The following is a 14,790-nucleotide window of genomic DNA, read 5'->3' as shown; positions in this document are numbered from 1 at the left end:
GCGGCCCTTGTTGCGGCCAGGCGTGAGCACCTAGAATAGTGCTTTATATCAAATAAACATGACCGTGACGGCAGCCGGTGGCGCCGTCACGCGCACGACAGGGAAAGACGACGACATCGATGAGTACACTTGTAGAGCAGGCAACACAGGAAATGACGGCGGCCATCCACGCCTGGTTCGATGAGCGCCTGCAGCGCACCGACCTGGAGCAAGCCGTCAAGCGCACGACCTTGCAAGTGGGCATCTTCAATGAGCTCCTGCTCGACTACAAACCGGGCCGCACCACCGCCGACGAATTCGACCTGGGCCTCGACGACGACGCACGTCCCAGGACGCCGCTGCGTCTTGACGATGCGCAAGTGCGCGAGCTGATCGCGCCGCAGCTGACGGCGCTGGTGCAAACCCGCCTGGCGCCGCTGGTGGATACGCCGATGATCGATTACCGCTTCACCGTCCGCGGCAAGTTCCAGACGGCGCAAGGCAAGCTGCACCTGACCTTGCTGGAATACGTCAACGACGGCAAGCGCCTGGTCTTGCTGGAGAATATACACGCGTACGTCACGCAAAAACTCGAGCACGGCACCCGGCCGACAAAGAAGCTGGAAACGTTCTTCCTGACGCGCCACCTGCTCGATCCTTACCTGTTCCCGCAGCCCGATATCGCGTGGACGATCGCGCAATTCGAGCGCATCGAACAGTTGAACAAATCGCGGCCGCAAGCGCTGGCCGAACATCGCGGCGACATCATCCAGGCCGTGTCGGCCTGGGCGGAAAAGCAGTTCCTGCCGCAGTTCTATGATGTGCAGCAATCAGCCTACCGCAGCACGGAATACACCCTGAAGCCGGGCGCGGCGCCCGATGCGCAGGCGCGGCAAGCGATCGATCTGCTGCTGTATGGCGCCGTGATGATATTGCGCCACGAACCGAGCTACGCCAAATCCAGGGGCCTCGAATTCCTGGAAAGCGCGCGCGAACTGGGCAGCGAACGGGCCGTGCGCATGCTCAAGGAAGGCAGCGGCACCTTCCCCGACGGCGATATCCACGTAAAAAATGCGCTGCTGGAATGCCGCGCCAACGATGTGTTTGCCACGATCAACATCACCATCGCCCGGGAAGAGGAAGAGGCGTATGGGCAGGCGCTGGCCTTCATCACGCATTTGCTGCAAAACGGTTTTCCGAAAAGCTACCAGATCAAGCTCAAATCCAAGGTCAAGGCCTACCTGCCGGTCAAGGGACTGGCGAAATCCGATACGCACCGCTTCTTTGCCAATACCCTCGCCTGGCCCGCCCTGCAGCCGCAGCTGGAAGCGTATGCGCGCGCAGCCATCGAGCAATTCGAATTCTATGCCGACACGGAAGGCGAAAAGAATTGCATGCCCGGCAGCTATGCCGTGTTTGGGCTGGGCTTGCTCGACTCTCGCTATTTCCCGCTGGTGCAGCACTACATGGCCAATGTCGACGAGGAGCACCAGTCCGTGCAGGATCAGTTCACGACCGCCTTCGCCGAACAGCATGGCGTCACGCCCGCCTCCGTTCCCGTGCTGGCGGCGTGCCTGCGCGCGTGCACGGATAACGCAAAGGTGAAAATCCAGGCGGAACTGGAGGATGTGGAGAAACTGGAGTTGTTCTGCCAGCAACTGCAAGGGCTGGAAGGCTATCTGGTGGAACACATGCTGTATCCCGTCTGGGGCAAGCTGGAAAAACTGGCGGCCCTGGCGCGCAAGGCGCAAGGCCGGCGCAAGGAGCTGCTGCTGGCCTTGCTTGAAGCGGCCAGCAAGACGGCCGCCTGAGGTGGACAACGTTGCGTGCGCAACGTTATGACTTTCACCATATATAATGCGGGCGCCGAAATTGCCACAAGGCATCTTTTGGCGCCTGACATTGAATCGTGGAGAAAATACATGCACCAAACACAACAAACATCGCGCATCGCCGTGCTCGCGACCGCCTTTGCCGCCACCATGGCGCTGGCCCAGCCCGCCATCGCCGCCGACGCCGTGGAACTGGCCCCGCTCGATGCGGCCAACCTGTACATCAAGACCATCATCAACCAGGATGAAGCCAGCGTCGCCAAGCTCAACGCCTACCTGCGCCCCACGCGCCTGGCCGGCCACCAGAGCGCCGAATACGCGTCGTACAGCGACTTGAAGGAAGCGGACGCCAAATTCCCAACGGAAACGGGCAAGCTGATCGCCGACCTGTTCCCCGCCGCAATGCGCGCGGCCGTGACCCCGGCAGCCGAACTGCTGGCCGCCAATGTCATCGCCGCCAAGAAGGGCGCCGCCTGCCAGGCCACCAAGGCGGACCCTGTAACGGTGGAAAACGGCATCCAGACGGCCGCCGTCAGCTTCGAATGCCAGATCGTCAAGGTACCGCTTGCATGGGCACCTGCCGCCCAGCAACTGGCGAAGAGCGGTTGCAAAGTCGAGCAATGCAAGGCTGGCCTGCAAAAGATCGCTGCGACCTACACCAGCTCGTCGAAACAGGCGTGGCGCGCCGTATTTGCCGTCAGCCGCGAAAAGAACTCGGAAGCCTGGCGCAACGATTTCGCGCGCGAAACCTTCGATGAAATCTGGGAATACTTGTAATCCTTCACGGATTGATAAACTGCCGATGGATAAGCCCAAACTGACACCAGTCGCCCAGCCCGCAGGCCTGGCATTGCTGCACCTGCTCGCCCCTGAGCATGTGGAGGTCACGCTGGGCGTGCAAGTGCTGGCGCTGGATCTGCCCGCCCTGCACGGCAAGCAATTGCTGGCGCTGCTGCGCCGGCTGCGTGCCGCGCAATCCAACCAGCAGGATTATGCTGGCGCCAGCGTCGAGCAAGCCGAACAGCTGTTTGGCGCCGCCATCGCCGCCGTCAAGACGGAGCTGGCCACGCGCCCGCACATCCCCAACAAGCTGGAAGCGAAGGCCTTGCGCCAGGCGGCGGCAAAAAAGCGTTAATCGAGGCGCAAGCCGGCCGCCAGCACTGCCATCCCGTGCGCGCTGGCATGCCGGCGCCCTTCTATAATGGGAAGCTCTCTTGTTTCCGCTATTGAAAGACGCCCATGCCCACACGATTTTCCCGCCACGTATTGAACTGCGCTATTCTTGCTTTCTCAGGCTTGGCCGCCATGCAGGCGGCCCAGGCCCAACCTCAGCCGACAGGCCCCATCGACGCGCGCGCCGTGTGGCAGGAACGCTCGCTGTCGGCTTGCCGCAGCGAACAATCGACCACCGCGCCCGACGTGTGCCTGCTGCGCACCATGCAGCGCTCGGGTGCCCGCCCGCAAGCCATCGCCGCCGCCAGGATGCTGGTGAAAGCGAACAATCCCGGCTTCATTTCCGCCTGGCGTCCGCTGGGCAAGGCGGCCCTGGCCACCGTCACCTATCCGTTTCGCGCCAACACGAATGAAGGCACTTTGCTGATCGGCAGCGATGGCGCGGCCATCGACGTCGACGAGAACTCCGTGCGCGAGGAAGACCGCGCCACACCGGCCTGGCGCGCGTTTGCCGCCGCCCATCCAGACTCTGTGCCGTTTGCGCCCGCCGACTTCGTCGGCAGCACGGCCACCAGCGATGGCGGCCAGAGCGTGCTGTTTTCCACGCCCCTGATCACCTGCCACGCCTGCGCCGAGGATGGCGCCCTGCTGGTTGCCTACACGATCGACAAGGCGGGAATCGTGCGCGAGCGCAAGCTATTGACGATCAAGTAATGCTGCACCAAAGATAAGATAGAATTGCTTGATGGCATGTCTATACGAGTACATGCCATCGATCCAAACTTACTTATTACAGGAAAACATGCGCCGCTCTTGCCTTGCACTACACCTCACCGCCGCCCTGCTGCTGTCCAGCCCCTTCCACCTCGCCACTGCCGCGCCCGCCGCTACCGCTACCTCCAGCGCGGCCGCGCCGCTCGTCATCGGCGAAAGTTTCAGCATCGATTCGACGGCGCTGCAGGAAAAACGCCACATCAATGTGTACATGGCGCGCGCCTGGGATACGCCGCCCGACGCACCGCTGCCCGTGCTGTACATGCCGGACGGCGGCGTGGCCGAAGACTTTTTGCACGTGGCCGGCTTGCTGCAAGTGTCAGTAGCGAATGGCACCATGCGCCCCTTCATGCTGGTCGGCATGCAAAACACGCAGCGCCGGCGCGATTTGACGGGCCCGACCGGGAATGCGGAAGACCGCAAGATCGCCCCCGTGGTGGGCGGCGCGTCCGCCTACCGGACCTTCATCCGCGATGAGCTGATGCCGGAAATCAAGCGCCGCTACCGCACGACGGGCGAGACGGCCATCGTCGGCGAATCGCTGGGGGGCCTGTTCGTGGTGGAAACGTATCTGCTGGAACCGCAGCTGTTCGACCATTACCTGGCCTTCGACCCCAGCCTGTGGTGGAATCATGGCGCCCTGCCGCGCCAGGCGGCAGCCCTGCTGGCGAAAGGCGCGCCAGGCAAGCACAGCCTGTACCTGGCGTCCAGCAGCGAAGCGGGCATCGCCATCGAAGTGCAGCGCCTGGCCGACGTGCTGCAAAAACAGGCGCCGCCCGGCTTGCAATGGCACCTGGAAAAGATGCCGGAAGAAACACATGGCACGATCTATCACCCGGCAGCCCTGAAAGCATTTCGCAGCGTCTTCAAGCCGGCCACGCCGCCGCAATAAGGGGGACGGCTACGGCGCCGGCAGCGCCTGCCCCATCTGCTCGCGCAGCCAGCGCAGCAAGGTGGTGCGGCGCGCATCGCCATCGAATGGCAGCGGCGACAGCAGGAAATAGGCGCTGCCGTCGCGCCGGAACCCGAAGGGCGCGACCAGGCGTCCGCTGTCGAGGTCTTCGCGCGCCATGAAGACAGAGCCGATGGCCACGCCGAGGCCGGCGCAAGCCGCTTGCAGGCTCAGATAGAAGTGCTCGTAAGTCTGGCTGTCGCCCTGGCCGCCGCCGTCAGCGTCGGCGTCCTTGGCGGCGGCGCGCCAGTGGGCCCAGGCAGCCGGGCGCGACGCTGTGTGCAGCAGGCGCTGCGCGGACAGGTCCCGCCGGCCTTGCCCCAGCAGGGCCGGCGCGCACACGGGCGCAATCCATTCATCGCACACCTTTTCCGCATGCAAGCCCGCATCCCACAGAAAATCGTTGCGGCGCAGCGCCACGTCCACCGCGTCGCGCTGGAACGCCACCGGCCCGCCCGAGGCGAACAGGTGCAGCGGCACCTCGGGATGCCGCTGGTAAAAGTCGCCGAGGCGCGGTATCAGCCACTTCATCGCGATCGTCGGCTCGCACGACACCACCAGCGGCCCCTGGCGCACCGGCTGGCGCACGGCTTCGAGGGCAGCGTCGAGCCGCTCGAATGCTTGCTGGACGGCATCGCGCAGCTGCGCGCCCGCAGGCAGGAGGAACACGCCGCGGTTGCGGCGTTCGAACAGGGGCGTGCCCAGCGACGTTTCCAGCAGGCGGATTTGCCGGCTGACGGCCCCGTGCGTGACGTGCAGCTCCGCGGCCGCCTGGACGAAACTGCCCAGCCTCGCCGCAGCCTCGAAGAACCGCAAGGTGCCAAGCGCCGCCTGCCTAGTCATGATCTGTCACTTTTTCTCACACATATCCACAAGATATCATCGTTTTTCATGGAAGGCCATTATAGGGATAATTTGTCTTCCGGCAGCCCGCATGCGCGCCGCGCCCTTGCCGCACAGGCGAGAAATAGTCACCGATGGCCGTGCGGGCGCCACCACTGTCCAAGGAAGACACATGATTGCATTGCTTGCCGTTGCCCTGATTACCCTGCTCGCATCCATCGTCCCCGGCCCCGATTTCGCGATGGTCACGCGCAACAGCTATCTGCATGGCCGCCGTGCCGGCCTGCTGGCCGCGCTTGGCATCGCGCTGGGCGTGCAAGTGCACGTGTTCTATACGATGTTTGGCGTAGCGCTGCTCATCGCCGGTTCGCCTGCGCTATTTACGGCGATCAAGCTGGCCGGCGCCCTCTACCTGGCCGTGATCGGCTGGAAAACCTGGGCCAACCGCGCCGGACTCGTCATCGACCTGCATGGCGGCGCCAGCGTGCCACGGCGTCAAATCTTGCTCAACGGCTTTCTGACCAATGCCCTGAACCCGAAAACGACCCTGTTTGTCATCAGCACCTATACCCAGGTGGTGCAGCCCGGCACGTCATTGACAGTCCAGTTCGGCTACGGGCTGTGCATGTCCGCCATCCACCTGGCCTGGTTCGCCCTGGTGGCCGTCTTTTTCTCGCAAGCGCGCTTTCGCATGCGCATGGTCAGCCACCAGCGGACCATCGACCGGCTGATCGGCGCGGTCCTGATGGCGCTGGGCGTCGCGCTCGCCTGCGCCAACATGGACAAACTGTAATCTGGCGCGGGACGTGCCCGCCACATCTGGCGGGTAAAATCGGCGGCCCTGCTTTTCCCGCCCGAGTCAGATATCCATGAGCTTTTTGCAATTATTAATCCTTTCCATCGTCCAGGGCTTCGCCGAGCTGCTGCCCGTCTCCAGCTCCGCCCACGTCATCATGGCAGAAAAATGGATGGGGCTGGACCCGACGTCGCCGGAGCTGACCATGCTGCTGGTGATGCTGCATACGGGCACCATGTTCGCCGTCATCGTGTATTTCTGGCAATCCTGGCGCGCCACCTACTTCAGTTCGGCCAGCGCCTTCCGCGGCAATGTGCTGGTGCTCGCGGCCGCCACGGCCCTGACGGGCCTCGTCGGCTTCGGCTTGCTGAAGGGCATTACGCATGTCATGAGCAAGGATGCGCCCGGCTTTGAAATCGAGCACCTGTTCGGCAACGCGAAACTGATGGCCGCCGCGCTGACCGCTGCCGGCGTGCTGATCATTGTGTCGTCGCGCCAGCAAGCGCGCCAGCACGGCACCTTATCCATCGGCAAGGCGATGGTGATCGGCGCCGTGCAGGGCCTGTGCCTGCCTTTCCGCGGCTTTTCCCGCTCGGGTGCCACCATTTCCGCCGGCATCGCCATGGGCGTGCCGCAGCGCCGCGCCGAGGAATTCAGCTTTGCCCTGGCCGTCGTGCTGACGCCGGCCGTGCTGGCCAAGGAAGGCTGGCGCTTCTACCAGGCCGTAGCGAATGGCAGCCTCGATCATCTGCAACACGGCAACAGCCTGCTGCACCTGCTCGGTCCCAGCCTGCTGGGCATGCTGCTGTCGTTCCTGGCAGGCCTGCTGGCCTTGCGCTGGCTGTCGCGCTGGCTGGAACAGGGCCGCTGGCATTTCTTTGGCGCGTATTGCCTGGCCGCCTCCATGGTCGTGTTGTACGTAGGGTAAAATCGCCGGGTTTACAGCTATACACATCCCAGCCAGTTTTACTGAAAGCCAACGATGAATTTCGCCGCCACCGCCGCCCTCTCGCTTGCCATGTCCACCGATGCCTTCGCGGCGGCCGTGGGCAAGGGCGCCGCCCTGCACAAGCCGCAATGGCGCGAGGCGCTGCGCACGGGCCTGATCTTTGGCGTCATCGAAGCCATCACGCCCATCATCGGCTGGGCCCTGGGCAGCGTGGCCGCGCCGTACGTGGAAGCATGGGACCACTGGATCGCCTTCAGCCTGCTGGGTATCATCGGCTTGCTGATGATACGCAATGCCCTCAGCGATAGCGATGAGGAAGAAGCGCCAGCGCAGTCGCACTCGTTCTGGGTGCTGGCCGTCACCGGCCTGGCCACCAGCATCGACGCCATGGTGGTGGGTGCGGGCTTGGCCTTGCTGGGCGCCAACATCGTCGTGACGGCCGCCGCCATCGGTTTTTCCACCTTCGTCATGGTGACGCTGGGCGTGATGCTGGGCCGCGTGCTGGGCACGGTAGCGGGCCGGCGCGCCGAACTGGTGGGCGGCCTGGTGCTGATCGTCATCGGCTGCGTGATCCTGTACGAGCATATCGGCCATCCGGCAGCCTGAGCCCCGGCACGCCGGCCCCGCCTTCCTTCTCGATAGCCGCGGACGGCCTGCCAGGCGGGCGCGCCGCGCACCGTTGCTGGCGTATGATGACGGGAATCAACTTGGCTCCTGCACCCTGAAAGCAGCGATGATGCAATCGACTAAGCAATTCAAGGAAGGCGATACCGTACGCGTCAAATGTGGCGGTCCGGCAATGACGGTACTGTGCGTCGATGGCGATTACTTCACGGGCAAAGAAAACCGTACGGCTGTCTTTTGCGTGTACGAAAAAGACCAGTTCCTGTTCGAGCAAGCCTATCCCGAGTGTGCGCTCGACATCCTCGGCGACGCCTGACGGCAAGCGGCGCAGCCGGCGCCCCGCTTTGTGCTACATTCAATGTTCTGCATTCCTGTCTAGCAAGGTGACCATCATGGAAACTCTTGAGCTGCTTTTTGCCTCGCTGGTGCGCGAAACGGCCGAATCGATACGCGACCACCACGTCCCTTTTGCCATCAAACACGACGAGCGCGCCTATTTCGAGTGGATGGATGGGCATCCGATCAATGGCTATATCCAGGAAGCGTATCGGGAGATCGAGGAAACAGCCCAGCAGATCCGCGCCATTCGCGCTGGATGATGACGCTTGCGGCAAACGTCGATACGGTCGTTAAGCTATGCAGTGAACGTATTGACTTAGATCAAACACTCAGCTGTTCCAATCGAATTGAGAGCCCAAAGCCGGGACAATCAGGTCTGGAGGCGGGAGACATGGATCAGGAACAAAAACACCAGATCAGGGGCTATGAATTTCATGTTGCGGGGGCGCTGGAGAAGGATGGGCGTTACCGGGGCATGATTTTGATTAGCAAGCGTGGCGATACGCAGCAGGTGTACGCCAAGCCCGTGCTGATTGAAACGCCAAGCAGTTTCAAGTCCGTGCATGCGGCCTTGATCGAGGCATCGGCGTATGCCCAGGAACTCATCTATAACGGCGCCATCAAGGCACTGCTGCCGGCCGATGCGCCGCTCGCAGGAAAAGAGGCGCCGCAGCCGCCGGATTTCGTCGGCAATTGACGCTGGCAAGCCGATCCGGGCACCTTGGGGACGCGTATAATGACGTGCTTTCCCGGACAAAAACTCGACACCATGGAATTTGTGAATTTACCGCTGGTCTTCCTGGTCGGCTGCGCGCTGATCGCTTTGCTGGCCAAGAAAAATGGCTATTCGTGGTACCTGTTTTTCTTCGCGATTGCCGTGCCCGCGCCCCTGTTGCTGCTGGCCTTGCCCCATGTACTGGGCGTGGAAACCGCTTCGCTGACCGCCGTACGGCTGGGTACCGTCCTGTTCTTCCCCGTGGCCGGCTTGCTGCTGGCCCTGCGGAGGAAGAGCTGACCGGCAAGTTGCCTCAGCCTGCCTGCACGCCATCGGCCAGGCGCCAGCCGACGGACAGCGCCAGTTGCTGCGCCTCTTTTTCGTTGCTGCAATCGTCGTAATCGCAGGTGTCCGCATACGCACCGCATGCCTGGTTCTGGCTGACGTACGAGCCGACCCAGCGCCCATCGCGGCGCTGGCTGGCCGTGGCGCTGATAATAAAACCTTTGTGGGTAGTGGGATTTTCAAACGACATAATTCCTCCGGTGCAAGAAGCGTCAGGAAGCTGACTGGTCTCCACTGTGCGCCACCTGCCGCCCGCAGTCTGTACGTTTGACCACACACAGAAAGCACGCGCGCGCCTGCCTCGCGGCGCCGGGCAATCGGGTATGATTTCAGCATGTGTGGACGACTCGATCAAAATGACACGGCGCCCGTGCTGGCGTCATCCTTCGGCTGGACCGACGCGGTGTTCGACAGCGAGGCCGAGCCGCACCTGAACGTGTCGCCTGGCACTTACCGGCCCGTGCTGCATATCCAGGATGGCGTCCACAGGGTCGATGACGTCTTCTGGGGCTACCGCCCCGCCTGGGCCGCGCAAGCCGTGCCCGCCCCCGGCAAGAAAAAAATCCCCATCGCCATCAATGCCCGCCTGGAAAAACTCGCTGGCGCCTACTGGAAGCCCTTGCTGCGCGCGGGACGCGGTATCGTCTGCGTTTCCGGCTGGTATGAATGGACGGGAGAGAAAGGCAGCAAGCAACCGTGGCACATCCACCGCAAGGACCGCGCGCCCCTGTTCCTGCTGGCGCTGGCCCAGTTCGGGCCGTACAAGCATAACCGCGAGGAAGCGGGCTTCGTGCTGGTGACGGCCGACAGCATGGGCGGCATGGTCGATATCCACGACCGCCGCCCCGTCGCCGTCAGCCTGGAAGACGCGCACCGCTGGCTCGACCCTGCCTTGACGCCGGAGCAAGCGCTGCATTTGGCGCGCAGCTGCATGCTGGATGTAGAACTGTTCGAATGGCATGCCGTCGATAATCCGCTGGTGCCGTCTGCCAAGCCCAAGCCGCCGCCACCGGCTGCGGCGCAGAGCGCGTTTGACTGGGGAACGGATTAAGGCAATCGCGCCAGCCGTCGCCACAGCGCTTCCATCGGTCCCTGGCGGAACGTCCGCAGCCAGTAGCGGCTCAGCAGTACCTGTCCCGCCATGATGACTACCGCCAGGCCCAGCATCTCGGCCGGACGCAGTGTCGCACCCCAGCCCAGACCCGGCCCCTGCAGCAGCCAGGTGCCGATCAAGGATTGCAGCAGATAATTGCTCAGCGCCATGCGGCCCACGGGCGCCAGCCATGCGCCCAGCCAGCGCAGCATGAAAGGACCGGTCAGCATCAGCGCGGCCACATAGCCGGCCGCCAGCACGGGGCCGCCGGCAAACAGGCACACTTCGAACAGGGCCGTGTCAAACACGGTTTGATACGGATCGGCCACTTGCCACGCGACGGCGCCCGCCGCCAGCAGGTTGAACGGCAAGCCCACGCCCAGTCCCACGGCAAGCACGCGGCGCCACAGGCGCTGGTGGCGCTGCGGCTGCGTCAGCCAGCCACAACGCACGGACAAGATGCCCAGCAGGAACAACACGATGATATGCGGCAGCATGACGGCGGCGTACAGCAAGGAGACGAGGAAATCGTTGGCGCGCAGCTTGGCGACGGCCCACGCACCGCCTTGCGTGTAAATGGCGTAACGCTGCGCAAAACTGTGCAGGTCGCGCGCGATGTCCGGTGCGCCGCCCTGCTGGCCCACGGGAATGAGCAGGCACATGAACAGCAAAAAGCCGGCCGCCACCAGCCAGGCTCGGTTGCGCACGCGGCTGAGCCGGGCTGATGCCAGGGGCAGGATAAGCATGCCGGCGATGGCATACGAGGTCAGCACGTCGCCGCTCCAGATGAGGAAACCGTGCAGCAGGCCGAAGGCCAGCAGCCAGCGCAGCCGGCGCCGATAAGCCGCTCGCGCCTGCTCCCAGCTGCCCAGTTGGCGTTGCAAGGAACGTGTCTGCAAGGCAAAGCCGGCGCCAAACAGAAACGCGAAGATGGGATAGAACTTGAATTGCGCCAGCGCCGCCACTAAAAAAATGACGAGCTGGTCCAGCACGGGCGGCTGCGCCGGCAAGGTGCCATAGCGCAAGGAAATCGTGCCCCAGGCAAAGCCCCATATATTCACCAGCAAGATGCCGAACACGGCAAGGCCGCGCAGCACATCGAGATGCAGCAACCTGCCGGGCCTGGCGGACATGGAGTTCAGGGGCGCGCCAGGGTGGGGTAATCGGTCACCCGCAGGCTGAAGCCGGACGCATCCGATTGCAGGCTCGCCTGGCCGCCGAACGGCAAGGTGACCCGGTGGCGGATGTGGCCAAACTCGAGCCCCGTCAGCACGGGTACGGGCAGGCGCTGGCGCACGTAGGCCAGCATGGCGTCGAAATCGTAGCCGTTATCCATGGGGCTGAGTTTGTACGCGGAAAAATCGCCGAGCACCACGGCTTGCTGGCGGCCAATCACGCCCGCGTGCAGCAGTTGCAGCAGCATGCGCTCGACCCGGTACGGGTGTTCGTTGACGTCTTCCAGGAATAGGATGCCGTCGTCGATTTCCGGGAAATATGGGGTACCGAGCAGATGCACGAGCATGGCCAGGTTGCCGCCCCACAGCTTGCCTTTCAGCTCGACCTGCGGATTGCCCGTTGCCGTACCCGTGACCGTGTGCGTGGGGCCGGCCAGGCACGACCACAGCTGATCGAGCGTAAATTGCTCGGGCTCGTCGCGGATGAAATCGTCGCAGATCATGGGGCCGGCAAAGCTGGCGCGGCCCGTTCTCGCCATCAAGCCCATGTGGAAGGCCGTAAAATCGCTGTAGCCGACAAACAGCTTGCGGCTGTCCGCCATGAGGCCGAAATCGATGTCGGGCAGGATGCGGCTGATGCCGTAGCTGCCACGCAAGGCGATCACCACCTGCACGGCAGGGTCGGCCGCGGCGGCATGGAGCTGCGCCAGGCGGCCCGCATCCGTGCCGCCAAAGCGCTGGAATCTATGTTCGTGATCGTAGTAATTGTGGACGGTGGCGCCTTGCGCCTGCAAGCGGGCGATACCGCGTGCCAAGGCCGCCTCGTCGGGCGCATAACCGCCCGGCGCGACGATGGCGATGCCAATCTCAGGTGTCTTCAAAATATGCCCGGCTAGTCAAGGGGGGGGCGCGCCTGGCTCAAGCTGGCTGGGAGCGCATCTGGGGCGCCATCTTACCTTGCAGATGCACATCGATCAAGGCGAGCAGGCGCTCGATCAGCTGGGGCGGCATGTCGTGCCCCATGCCTTCGATGACTTCCAGCCGGGCGCCCGGGATCAGCGCCGCCGTATCGATGCCGCAGGCGACGGGAATCAGGGGGTCGGCCGCGCCATGGATCACCAGCGCCGGACAGCTGATGCTCGGCAACAAGGCCGTGCGCTCGCCCGATGCGGCGATGGCCACCATTTGCCGCGCCACGCCTTCCGGGCAACTGCCCCGCTGCAGCGCCGCCTCGATGCGCTGGTACAGCAGTTTTTCCGAGACGGGATAGGCGGGACTGCCGATGACGCGCACGGTGGCGGCCATGTGCGCCATCAGTTCGGCGCGGCTGGCGTTGCGTTTCGGGCGTTGCAATAAAGCGTTGCGCGCGGCCCGCGTGGGGCCGGGCAAGCCGCGCCGGCCGCTGCTCGACATGATGGACGTCAAACTGAGTACCTGCTGCGGCGCGCGCGCCGCCATCACTTGCGCGATCATGCCGCCCATCGACACGCCGATCACATGCGCCTGGGCAATGCGCAGGGCCGCCAGCAAGCCCAGCGCGTCTTCCGCCATGTCATTGAGGGTGTAGGAAGTTTTCAGGGGCCAGCCGACCAGGTTTTTCACATAGGCCAGCGGCAGGTAGGGTTTGCCCGCCAGCGCCATCTTGCTCGACAGGCCGCTGTCGCGGTTGTCGAAACGCAAGACGCGAAACCCTTGCTCGACGATGCCTTCGACGAAGTCCGCCGGCCAGGCAATCAATTGCATGCCCAGGCCCATGACCAGCAGCACGCACGGATCGTTGGGGTCGCCGTGGCTCTCATAAGCTATGTTCAGGCCGTTCGCCATGATGGTTGCCATGATTGCCTCTCTTCCAGGAACCAGCACGCAGGCACGATCGCTGCGGCCTTGTAATCAGCATACCACTATTGTGCTTCAGACATGAGACCGGCACGCGGCACTCAGCTGAAGTGTTGCCGCGCCGGTACGGTGCGCGGCAACGGTGACGAATCAACGGTGCTGCTTACTTGGCTTTAGGCAAGGAATCGGCCAGGTCGACCCAGCTTTGCGGCTGCGGTTTGCCCCGTTCGCGCACGCCGAAGAAGGAGACCACTTGCGTGCCGTCCTTGTCGAAGAACTCGACGGAAGTGACGCCGCCGCGCTTGACGACCCAGCCGCTGCGCAGGGCCGTGTCGCGGATGTGCAGGTTGAAGTCCGGGTCCAGCACGTTGAAGAAGCCGCCGGCAGCCATGGTTTTCTCGATCTTGCCGCTGTAGATCTGCGTCAAGCCTTCGTTGCCCAAGAACACCATGATGGCGACCTTGTCCTTCGCCGCGTTTTCCAGCAGGGTGCGCAGCGCTGCAGGCGTCACGCGCTCGACCACGCCGGCCGGCGCCAGGCGCAGGGCCTGTTCGCGCGACAGGTGGAATTCACGCATGATTTGCGCAAACTGGTGCACGTCCGTCATGTCTTTCCAGGCCAACTGGAATTCCTTGACATCGATCTCGGCATCCGGCTTTTCCGCCGCCTTCGGCGCCACGGCCAGCACGTTCAGCTCCGCGCTTTGCTGCGGCAGGCGGAACGTCGCCACCAATTTATCGTAGACAGCCACGCCCGGCTCGTTGCGCAGGTAGATCTTGTGCACGGCCGTGCCGTTGGCGTCAAAAAACTGCAGGCTGCGCGTCGGCTTGCCATCGCGGCCGGCCTGTTCCACGGCAAATGCGTATTTCCAGTTTTCAAAGTGGAAACGCAGATCGATCTGGCCGCCCAGGTAGCCGCCAGCGATATTGCGCTGGCGCGCTTCCGTTTCCGGATCCTGCTTGGCGTCAGCCTGTTCCGACTTGTCGCCCGCCTGCTTGAATTTGCTGGCAACGCCCGTCGTTTCGATCACGCCATTTTCATTGCGCGTGATGGCTTGCACGATGCCCAGGTCCAGCGCGGCGCGCATGATTTCGCGCGGCTGGTTGCCGTCGGCCTGCAGGCGCGTCACGCCCTTGCCGATATTGGTTGCCAGCAATTGCGCTTCGGACACGCCCAGCGCGCGCGCCGCGTCGCGGATCTGCAGCTTCGGCTGCTCCGTGCGCAAGGTGGACCAGCGTTCCGCCAAAGTGGCTGGGGCCGCATATGCGTTTGCAATCAGCAGGCTGCCTAGCAGGGATAGAACGAGTTTGGATAACTTCATAGAGAGACCATTCAATCAAACATGGAAAAAAAGAGGGGCAAGTA

At 63.5% G+C, this 14,790-nt stretch carries 19 protein-coding genes; 13 read left to right on the top strand and 6 right to left on the bottom strand.

Features of this window, described 5'->3' with window-relative positions:
• Nucleotides 1-119 precede the first annotated feature (119 nt).
• The 5 genes from IGS58_RS12135 to IGS58_RS12115 all read left to right on the top strand — a co-directional run bounded on the left by IGS58_RS12135 (nucleotide 120) and on the right by IGS58_RS12115 (nucleotide 4,650).
• Complete coding sequence (locus tag IGS58_RS12135; RefSeq protein ID WP_230521514.1) at nucleotides 120-1,790, top strand: DUF6138 family protein; 1,671 nt, start codon at nucleotides 120-122, stop codon at nucleotides 1,788-1,790.
• A gap of 111 nt (nucleotides 1,791-1,901) precedes the next feature.
• A complete protein-coding gene (locus IGS58_RS12130; protein WP_230521513.1) occupies nucleotides 1,902-2,588 on the top strand; it encodes a hypothetical protein in 687 nt (228 codons plus the stop codon).
• 25 nt (nucleotides 2,589-2,613) lie between these two features.
• Nucleotides 2,614-2,946: a hypothetical protein gene (locus IGS58_RS12125; protein WP_230521512.1), complete on the top strand. Its 333-nt coding sequence runs from the start codon at nucleotides 2,614-2,616 to the stop codon at nucleotides 2,944-2,946.
• Nucleotides 2,947-3,116: 170 nt separating this feature from the next.
• The gene (locus IGS58_RS12120; protein WP_230521511.1) at nucleotides 3,117-3,698 is read left to right on the top strand and encodes a hypothetical protein; all 582 of its coding nucleotides are present in this window, start codon (nucleotides 3,117-3,119) and stop codon (nucleotides 3,696-3,698) included.
• 88 nt (nucleotides 3,699-3,786) lie between these two features.
• On the top strand, nucleotides 3,787-4,650 hold the full coding sequence (locus IGS58_RS12115) for an alpha/beta hydrolase (RefSeq protein WP_230521510.1): 864 nt from the start codon (nucleotides 3,787-3,789) through the stop codon (nucleotides 4,648-4,650).
• 9 nt (nucleotides 4,651-4,659) lie between these two features.
• Here the strand turns inward: IGS58_RS12115 and IGS58_RS12110 are convergent, their stop codons facing one another.
• On the bottom strand, nucleotides 4,660-5,553 hold the full coding sequence (locus IGS58_RS12110) for a LysR substrate-binding domain-containing protein (RefSeq protein WP_070259422.1): 894 nt from the start codon (nucleotides 5,551-5,553) through the stop codon (nucleotides 4,660-4,662).
• 172 nt (nucleotides 5,554-5,725) lie between these two features.
• On the opposite strand from IGS58_RS12110, the gene IGS58_RS12105 reads away from it, so the two are divergent.
• The 7 genes from IGS58_RS12105 (at nucleotide 5,726) to IGS58_RS12075 (ending at nucleotide 9,276) form a co-directional block, all read left to right on the top strand.
• Nucleotides 5,726-6,346 carry a LysE family translocator gene (locus IGS58_RS12105; RefSeq protein WP_034785902.1) on the top strand — a complete coding sequence of 207 codons (621 nt, stop codon included), beginning with the start codon at nucleotides 5,726-5,728 and terminating at the stop codon, nucleotides 6,344-6,346.
• Nucleotides 6,347-6,422: 76 nt separating this feature from the next.
• Nucleotides 6,423-7,277 (top strand): undecaprenyl-diphosphate phosphatase, encoded by an 855-nt coding sequence (locus IGS58_RS12100; RefSeq protein WP_230521509.1) that lies wholly within the window; start codon nucleotides 6,423-6,425, stop codon nucleotides 7,275-7,277.
• 54 nt (nucleotides 7,278-7,331) lie between these two features.
• The gene (gene mntP / locus IGS58_RS12095) at nucleotides 7,332-7,904 is read left to right on the top strand and encodes a manganese efflux pump MntP (protein ID WP_034785905.1); all 573 of its coding nucleotides are present in this window, start codon (nucleotides 7,332-7,334) and stop codon (nucleotides 7,902-7,904) included.
• Between the two features lie 127 nt (nucleotides 7,905-8,031).
• Nucleotides 8,032-8,238 (top strand): DUF2158 domain-containing protein, encoded by a 207-nt coding sequence (locus IGS58_RS12090; protein WP_230521508.1) that lies wholly within the window; start codon nucleotides 8,032-8,034, stop codon nucleotides 8,236-8,238.
• Nucleotides 8,239-8,314: 76 nt separating this feature from the next.
• Nucleotides 8,315-8,521 (top strand): hypothetical protein, encoded by a 207-nt coding sequence (locus IGS58_RS12085; protein ID WP_070259409.1) that lies wholly within the window; start codon nucleotides 8,315-8,317, stop codon nucleotides 8,519-8,521.
• Nucleotides 8,518-8,958: a hypothetical protein gene (locus IGS58_RS12080; RefSeq protein ID WP_139144263.1), complete on the top strand. Its 441-nt coding sequence runs from the start codon at nucleotides 8,518-8,520 to the stop codon at nucleotides 8,956-8,958. Before IGS58_RS12085 ends, IGS58_RS12080 begins: the two co-directional genes overlap by 4 nt.
• Nucleotides 8,959-8,997: 39 nt before the next feature.
• Nucleotides 8,998-9,276: a hypothetical protein gene (locus IGS58_RS12075; protein WP_230521507.1), complete on the top strand. Its 279-nt coding sequence runs from the start codon at nucleotides 8,998-9,000 to the stop codon at nucleotides 9,274-9,276.
• A 13-nt stretch (nucleotides 9,277-9,289) separates the two neighbouring features.
• On the opposite strand, the gene IGS58_RS12070 is transcribed toward IGS58_RS12075, so the two are convergent.
• Nucleotides 9,290-9,511, bottom strand: a complete 222-nt coding sequence (locus IGS58_RS12070; RefSeq protein ID WP_070279728.1) for a hypothetical protein — start codon at nucleotides 9,509-9,511, stop codon at nucleotides 9,290-9,292.
• A gap of 144 nt (nucleotides 9,512-9,655) precedes the next feature.
• Between IGS58_RS12070 and IGS58_RS12065 the strand changes: the two genes are divergently transcribed.
• Nucleotides 9,656-10,372 carry an SOS response-associated peptidase gene (locus tag IGS58_RS12065; RefSeq protein ID WP_230521506.1) on the top strand — a complete coding sequence of 239 codons (717 nt, stop codon included), beginning with the start codon at nucleotides 9,656-9,658 and terminating at the stop codon, nucleotides 10,370-10,372.
• On the opposite strand, the gene IGS58_RS12060 is transcribed toward IGS58_RS12065, so the two are convergent.
• The 4 genes from IGS58_RS12060 to IGS58_RS12045 form a co-directional block, all read right to left on the bottom strand.
• Nucleotides 10,369-11,547: a DUF418 domain-containing protein gene (locus tag IGS58_RS12060; RefSeq protein WP_230521505.1), complete on the bottom strand. Its 1,179-nt coding sequence runs from the start codon at nucleotides 11,545-11,547 to the stop codon at nucleotides 10,369-10,371. The two genes, IGS58_RS12065 and IGS58_RS12060, sit on opposite strands and share 4 nt — an antisense overlap.
• A 5-nt stretch (nucleotides 11,548-11,552) precedes the next feature.
• Nucleotides 11,553-12,470 (bottom strand): muramoyltetrapeptide carboxypeptidase, encoded by a 918-nt coding sequence (gene ldcA, locus IGS58_RS12055; RefSeq protein WP_230521504.1) that lies wholly within the window; start codon nucleotides 12,468-12,470, stop codon nucleotides 11,553-11,555.
• Between the two features lie 37 nt (nucleotides 12,471-12,507).
• Nucleotides 12,508-13,425 carry an alpha/beta fold hydrolase gene (locus tag IGS58_RS12050; RefSeq protein WP_070259397.1) on the bottom strand — a complete coding sequence of 306 codons (918 nt, stop codon included), beginning with the start codon at nucleotides 13,423-13,425 and terminating at the stop codon, nucleotides 12,508-12,510.
• Between the two features lie 163 nt (nucleotides 13,426-13,588).
• Nucleotides 13,589-14,746: a hemin-degrading factor gene (locus IGS58_RS12045; protein WP_230521503.1), complete on the bottom strand. Its 1,158-nt coding sequence runs from the start codon at nucleotides 14,744-14,746 to the stop codon at nucleotides 13,589-13,591.
• Nucleotides 14,747-14,790: the final 44 nt, after the last annotated feature.

The organism is Janthinobacterium sp. EB271-G4-7A (genome assembly GCF_020858075.1).
In the GTDB taxonomy this organism is placed as follows: domain Bacteria; phylum Pseudomonadota; class Gammaproteobacteria; order Burkholderiales; family Burkholderiaceae_D; genus Janthinobacterium; species Janthinobacterium lividum.
This window is presented reverse-complemented; position numbering and strand designations above follow the sequence as displayed.

Excerpts from the sequence above, each read along its gene's own strand:
- IGS58_RS12135 (WP_230521514.1), top strand. The coding sequence starts at position 120 with ATGAGTACACTTGTAGAGCAGGCAACACAGGAAATGACGGCGGCCATC.
- IGS58_RS12130 (WP_230521513.1), top strand. The coding sequence starts at position 1,902 with ATGCACCAAACACAACAAACATCGCGCATCGCCGTGCTCGCGACCGCC.
- IGS58_RS12125 (WP_230521512.1), top strand. The coding sequence starts at position 2,614 with ATGGATAAGCCCAAACTGACACCAGTCGCCCAGCCCGCAGGCCTGGCA.
- IGS58_RS12120 (WP_230521511.1), top strand. The coding sequence starts at position 3,117 with ATGCAGGCGGCCCAGGCCCAACCTCAGCCGACAGGCCCCATCGACGCG.
- IGS58_RS12115 (WP_230521510.1), top strand. The coding sequence starts at position 3,787 with ATGCGCCGCTCTTGCCTTGCACTACACCTCACCGCCGCCCTGCTGCTG.
- IGS58_RS12110 (WP_070259422.1), bottom strand. The coding sequence starts at position 5,553 with ATGACTAGGCAGGCGGCGCTTGGCACCTTGCGGTTCTTCGAGGCTGCG.
- IGS58_RS12105 (WP_034785902.1), top strand. The coding sequence starts at position 5,726 with ATGATTGCATTGCTTGCCGTTGCCCTGATTACCCTGCTCGCATCCATC.
- IGS58_RS12100 (WP_230521509.1), top strand. The coding sequence starts at position 6,423 with ATGAGCTTTTTGCAATTATTAATCCTTTCCATCGTCCAGGGCTTCGCC.
- mntP (WP_034785905.1), top strand. The coding sequence starts at position 7,332 with ATGAATTTCGCCGCCACCGCCGCCCTCTCGCTTGCCATGTCCACCGAT.
- IGS58_RS12090 (WP_230521508.1), top strand. The coding sequence starts at position 8,032 with ATGATGCAATCGACTAAGCAATTCAAGGAAGGCGATACCGTACGCGTC.
- IGS58_RS12085 (WP_070259409.1), top strand. The coding sequence starts at position 8,315 with ATGGAAACTCTTGAGCTGCTTTTTGCCTCGCTGGTGCGCGAAACGGCC.
- IGS58_RS12080 (WP_139144263.1), top strand. The coding sequence starts at position 8,518 with ATGATGACGCTTGCGGCAAACGTCGATACGGTCGTTAAGCTATGCAGT.
- IGS58_RS12075 (WP_230521507.1), top strand. The coding sequence starts at position 8,998 with ATGACGTGCTTTCCCGGACAAAAACTCGACACCATGGAATTTGTGAAT.
- IGS58_RS12070 (WP_070279728.1), bottom strand. The coding sequence starts at position 9,511 with ATGTCGTTTGAAAATCCCACTACCCACAAAGGTTTTATTATCAGCGCC.
- IGS58_RS12065 (WP_230521506.1), top strand. The coding sequence starts at position 9,656 with ATGTGTGGACGACTCGATCAAAATGACACGGCGCCCGTGCTGGCGTCA.
- IGS58_RS12060 (WP_230521505.1), bottom strand. The coding sequence starts at position 11,547 with ATGTCCGCCAGGCCCGGCAGGTTGCTGCATCTCGATGTGCTGCGCGGC.
- IGS58_RS12050 (WP_070259397.1), bottom strand. The coding sequence starts at position 13,425 with ATGGCAACCATCATGGCGAACGGCCTGAACATAGCTTATGAGAGCCAC.
- IGS58_RS12045 (WP_230521503.1), bottom strand. The coding sequence starts at position 14,746 with ATGAAGTTATCCAAACTCGTTCTATCCCTGCTAGGCAGCCTGCTGATT.